Annotated in this window: 6 protein-coding genes; 4 read left to right on the forward strand and 2 right to left on the reverse strand. The window is 67.2% G+C overall.

The annotated features are described in order from the left end of the window. Together radA and ON32_RS01650 are read right to left on the reverse strand one after the other, a co-directional pair. A partial coding sequence (radA, locus tag ON32_RS01645; RefSeq protein ID WP_040788188.1) for a DNA repair protein RadA occupies positions 1-1237 on the reverse strand: 1237 nt, incomplete at its 3' end. A gap of 277 nt (positions 1238-1514) precedes the next feature. Beyond that, on the reverse strand, positions 1515-2141 hold the full coding sequence (locus ON32_RS01650) for a copper chaperone PCu(A)C domain-containing protein (RefSeq protein WP_306307641.1): 627 nt from the start codon (positions 2139-2141) through the stop codon (positions 1515-1517). 424 nt (positions 2142-2565) lie between these two features. On the opposite strand from ON32_RS01650, the gene carD reads away from it, so the two are divergent. From carD to ON32_RS01670, 4 genes are all read left to right on the forward strand, one after another. Further along, on the forward strand, positions 2566-3054 hold the full coding sequence (gene carD / locus ON32_RS01655; RefSeq protein ID WP_011206964.1) for an RNA polymerase-binding transcription factor CarD: 489 nt from the start codon (positions 2566-2568) through the stop codon (positions 3052-3054). A 2-nt stretch (positions 3055-3056) separates the two neighbouring features. Further along, complete coding sequence (ispD, locus tag ON32_RS01660; protein ID WP_083873875.1) at positions 3057-3779, forward strand: 2-C-methyl-D-erythritol 4-phosphate cytidylyltransferase; 723 nt, start codon at positions 3057-3059, stop codon at positions 3777-3779. A gap of 2 nt (positions 3780-3781) precedes the next feature. Then, positions 3782-4264 (forward strand): 2-C-methyl-D-erythritol 2,4-cyclodiphosphate synthase, encoded by a 483-nt coding sequence (gene ispF, locus ON32_RS01665; RefSeq protein WP_040788191.1) that lies wholly within the window; start codon positions 3782-3784, stop codon positions 4262-4264. A 127-nt stretch (positions 4265-4391) separates the two neighbouring features. Further along, on the forward strand, positions 4392-4984 hold a 593-nt coding region (locus ON32_RS01670; protein WP_040788186.1), incomplete at its 3' end, for a class I tRNA ligase family protein.

The raw sequence follows: 4984 nt of genomic DNA on the forward strand, positions 1-4984 counted from the left end.
CTTCGGCCAGTCTGCGCGTCGTGGAGGTGATCCGACGGACCTCGCCCGCCAGACCGACCTCGCCCAGAATCACCCAGCCCGGGGGCAGCGCGGTATTGCGGGCGGCGCCGGCGACGGCCAGGGCCACGGCCAGATCGGCCGCCGGTTCGATCAGGCGCATACCGCCGACGGTGGCCGCGTAGACATCCTGTTTGCCGACATAGAGTCCACAGCGGCTCTGTAGGACCGCCAGGATCATGGCGACCCGGTTGTAGTCGAGGCCGCTGACCGCGCGGCGCGGCGCCGGCACCTGGGTGTCCACGGTGAGGCCCTGGACCTCGCCGACCAGGGGACGTTTGCCGTCCATGGCGACGGTTACGGCCGTGCCGGGTACCGATTCGGTGCGGTGGTGCAGGAACAGTCCCGATGGATCGGTGACACAGGTGATGCCGTCGTCGTGCAATTCGAAGCAGCCCACTTCGTCGGCGCTGCCGAAACGGTTCTTGATACCGCGCACCATGCGCAGGGTGGAGTTCTTGTCGCCTTCGAACTGCAACACCACGTCGACGAGGTGTTCCAGGGTGCGGGGGCCGGCCACGGCGCCGTCCTTGGTGACATGGCCCACCAGCAGGACTGCGATACCGCGCGTCTTGGCCAGCGAGGTCAGGGCCGCGGTGACCTCGCGTACCTGGGTCACGCCCCCGATCACCCCGTCGGTGTCGGCGGCGAGCATGGTTTGCACGGAATCGACCACCAGCAGGGTGGGTCGCACCTGTTCGACATGGCCGAAGACCACCGACAGATCGGATTCCGCCGCCAGATACACCCGCTCGTGCACCGCTCCGGTCCGATCGGCCCGGAGCCGCACCTGCCCGGCCGACTCCTCGGCGGTGACATACAGCGATCGTTCGTCGCGCTGCTGCGCCCACCGGTGTGCGACCTCGAGCAGCAGGGTGGATTTCCCGACGCCGGGCTCTCCGGACAGCAGCACCACCGAACCCGCGACGATTCCGCCGCCGAGTACCCGGTCCAATTCCGACACTCCGGTGGGCCGGGCGATGGTGCGTTGTGAATCGATCCGGGTGATGGGCGCCGCCGCCGTACTCGGCAGCATGGCCCGCCGCCCGGCGGGCGCAGCAGTCGTGGGAGCGACCTCCTCGACCGTCCCCCACGCGCCGCAGTCGGGGCATTTGCCCACCCATTTCGCGACCTCGTGCGCGCATTCCGAGCACCGGAAGACCGGTTTGTTCTTCGTCACCGCCACAGGCGCACCCTACGCAGTACCTCCGACAACTCCGGACCGACCCGGCGGTCGTCTTCGAGCCGGTACCACCCGGCTCTTCTCCACGCGGGCTGCTGCTGCGTGAACCGTTGCCGCCGAACCGCCGGTCGACACCGGGCCGCCGCGCGCCGAGCGCAGGGGGCCGTCGAGGGGCAGTGTGATGTCGAGGGGTGGCTCACCGGGCGTCGGAACCGGGTCGCCGACGGTGGGCGGTCGATGACCCGGCGATCCGTTCGGCGCTTCGGGACGGGGATTATCCCTGGCGCGACAGTTCGGTGCCCGCGTCGACCGGAACCTGCACCTGGACGGTTCCGTTCTGTTTGAAGTTGAACGACATCGAGTAGGTCAGGCCCGGGGAGATATCCCTGGTCAGGCCGGTGATCTCGATGAGTGCCGTATCGACCGGGTGCGTTTCGGGCCGGGCGGTGTCGTGTTCGCCCGCCGAGCGCGCGTCTTCCGCCGCGGTGGATTTCTTCGGGGCCGCGACCACGGTTTCCTGCGGGGCTATCTGCAGCTTGCCGCCCTTGGGCGGGGTGATCTGCACCGTGCCGATATCGGTGGTGATGCCGGCGAGTTCGTCGGACACCGTCGCGCTGTTGTTGACGAACGACAGCGCAAGTACCGCTTTACCACCCCGGGCGTTGGTGTAGCCCTCGCTCGGGGGGTACACGATGTGCACATTGCGTAGGGAGATCTCGCCGATATTCGCGGAATTTCCGTTGACGGCCGCGGCCTGGGAGGCCGTCTGGGAGATCTGGCCGGCACCACATCCGGACAGGGCGAGCACCGCACCGGCGGCGAGCGCGGCGACCGTCACCATGCGCCGCCGCGATGTCGTCCTGGCCGGGCTCGCGGCAGTCACAGCTTTCAGGGCAGTCACGGGTTGTCCTCCATGTCCGAGCGGGCTCACTCCACTAGGGACTGTAGTAGTTGCTGCTCGGGGCGGAACGCCCCGGGAGGTGTAAGGGGGGCTTGCGCAGGGTACCGGGTGGTTGCTCGGCTACCATTCCGCGGGTGTGGTGACCCCTGCACTGTAGTTGTGGAGTGTGGTCGAGTGGCTCCGCAATGCCCATGGGCGGGTAACGATTCGGCATGGGACAACCGGGTCGGTGGCGGTGCGGGTGGGCTCCGTCGAAGCGGTCGGAATTGCCAGGTCGGTCGGTTGTTCGGAGGCGACGCGTTGCATATGTATCCGGTTCTGTCAAGCCCCAACACGGGCTCGTTGTGGCCCTGACCAGCACAGTTGATCGCGCCGTTATCGAGTCGCATGTTAAACTGTGAACATCGAAAGGGGCACGGGACACATGATTTTTAAGGTCGGAGACACCGTCGTTTACCCCCACCACGGAGCGGCGTTGATCGAAGCAATCGAGACTCGCACCATCAAGGGTGAGCAGAAAGAGTATCTGGTCCTGAAGGTCGCCCAAGGCGACCTTACTGTTCGGGTTCCCGCGGAGAATGCGGAGTACGTCGGCGTCCGTGACGTCGTCGGCCAGGAGGGTCTCGACCGAGTCTTCCAGGTGTTGCGCGCACCGCATACCGAGGAGCCCACCAACTGGTCCCGTCGTTACAAGGCCAACCTCGAGAAACTCGCCTCCGGCGATGTGAACAAGGTGGCCGAGGTCGTCCGCGACCTGTGGCGTCGGGAACAGGACCGCGGTCTGTCCGCAGGCGAGAAGCGGATGTTGGCCAAGGCCCGGCAGATCCTCGTCGGTGAGCTCGCGCTCGCCGAGGGGACCGATGACGGCAAGGCCGAGACGCTGCTCGACGAGGTTCTCGCCGCGGCTTCCTGACCGTGTACGAGCAAGACGGCCCCGGCCGTAATACTCCTGGGCCCGTCATCGCTTTGGTACCTGCCGCCGGTCGTGGCGTCCGTCTGGGTGCAACCGAACCCAAGGCGTTCGTCGCGGTCGGCGGCAGGCCCATGCTCGGACTGGCTGTGGACGGGTTGCTCACCGCCGGTGTGATCGACGAGATCATTGTCATGGTCCCCGCCGAGCTGGTCGATCGGGCAGTTGCCCTGCTGCCCGCCTCTCCCTCGGTGCGTGTCGTCGTCGGCGGCGCCGAACGCACCGATTCGGTCCGCGCCGGCCTGGCCGCGGCGACCGACGCCCGGTATGTCCTCGTCCACGATGCCGCTCGCGCGCTCACCCCACCCGACCTCATCGCCAGGGTGGTCGCGGAGTTGCGGGACGGACATCCGGCCGTGGTCCCCGCTTTGCCCGTGGTCGATACGGTCAAGTCCGTCGACCACCGGGGAACCGTCACCGGCACCCCCGATCGCGCCGCTCTGCGCGCCGTCCAGACCCCTCAGGGTTTCGCCGCCGATCTACTGCGCGCCGCCTATGCTGCCCCCGGTACCGCCACCGATGACGCCGGCCTGGTGGAACGGCTGGGCGTTCCGGTGCGCACCATCCCCGGCGATCCGCTCGCTTTCAAGATCACCACCCCGCTGGACCTGTGTCTCGCCGATGCCGTACTGACCGCGACCGACTCGCCGGTGGGGGGAATCGGATGACCATGCGGGTCGGGATCGGCACCGACGTCCACCCCATCGAACCCGGTCGACCCTGCTGGATGGCGGGTCTGCTGTTCGATGGTGACGACGGGTGCGCCGGACATTCCGACGGCGATGTCGCCGCGCATGCCCTCTGCGATGCCCTGTTGTCGGCGGCCGGTCTGGGAGATGTGGGGGCGGTTTTCGGCACCGGCCGCCCGGAATGGGCCGGAGTCTCCGGTGCCGCCATGTTGAAAGAGGTCCGGCGCCTCCTCGACGAAGCCGGATACGATGTGGTGAACGCGGCCGTGCAGATTATCGGGAACCGACCGAAGATCGGTCCGCGACGGGCCGAGGCCCAGCGGGTACTCGGCGATCTACTCGGCGCGCCGGTATCGGTATCCGGCACCACCAGTGACGGACTCGGGCTCACCGGTCGGGGCGAGGGGATCGCCGCGGTGGCCACCGCGCTGCTGCACTGTACCGGCCGGGCCGCGACCCGGTAGGCGACGGCAGGCGCTCGGTAGAGCCCCGCATCGTCCGTCCTACGCTGATACCGCATCGACCAATTCCAACCCATATTCGCACCGCCCTGGCGAGTGCCTCCATATACCAGAGCTAGGATCGACTGCCGTGACACTGCGCCTGTTCGACACCGAGACCCGGACCCTGCGGGATTTCATACCCCTGGTCCCCGGTTGTGCCTCGGTGTACCTGTGTGGTGCCACCGTGCAGGGCCAACCCCATATCGGTCATGTGCGCAGTGGTGTCGCCTTCGATATATTGCGGCGCTGGCTGTCCGCGAACGGTCTGGATGTGGCGTTCATTCGCAATGTCACCGATATCGAGGACAAAATTCTCACCAAGGCCGCCGCGGCCGGCCGACCCTGGTGGGAATGGGCGGCCACCCACGAACGGGCCTTCGACGAGGCCTATCGACAGCTCAATGTTCTGCCGCCCTCGGCGGAACCGCGCGCCACCGGCCATATCACGCAGATGGTGGAATTGATGCAGCGGCTCATCGACCGCGGTCATGCCTATGCCTCGGCCGGCAATGTGTATTTCGATGTATTGAGCTATCCCGAATACGGACGGTTGTCCGGCCATCGACTCGATGATGTGCACCAGGGCGAGAGCGCGGGCGAAGGCAAGCGCGATCCCCGGGATTTCACCCTGTGGAAAGCGGCCAAACCCGGGGAACCGACCTGGCCGTCGCCGTGGGGACC

The sequence above is a fragment of the Nocardia paucivorans NBRC 100373 genome (genome assembly GCF_000308675.1).
In the GTDB taxonomy this organism is placed as follows: Bacteria; Actinomycetota; Actinomycetes; order Mycobacteriales; family Mycobacteriaceae; genus Nocardia; species Nocardia paucivorans.

Coding starts and splice junctions, on each gene's coding strand:
- carD (WP_011206964.1), top strand. CDS start 2,566: ATGATTTTTAAGGTCGGAGACACCGTCGTTTACCCCCACCACGGAGCG.
- ispF (WP_040788191.1), top strand. CDS start 3,782: ATGCGGGTCGGGATCGGCACCGACGTCCACCCCATCGAACCCGGTCGA.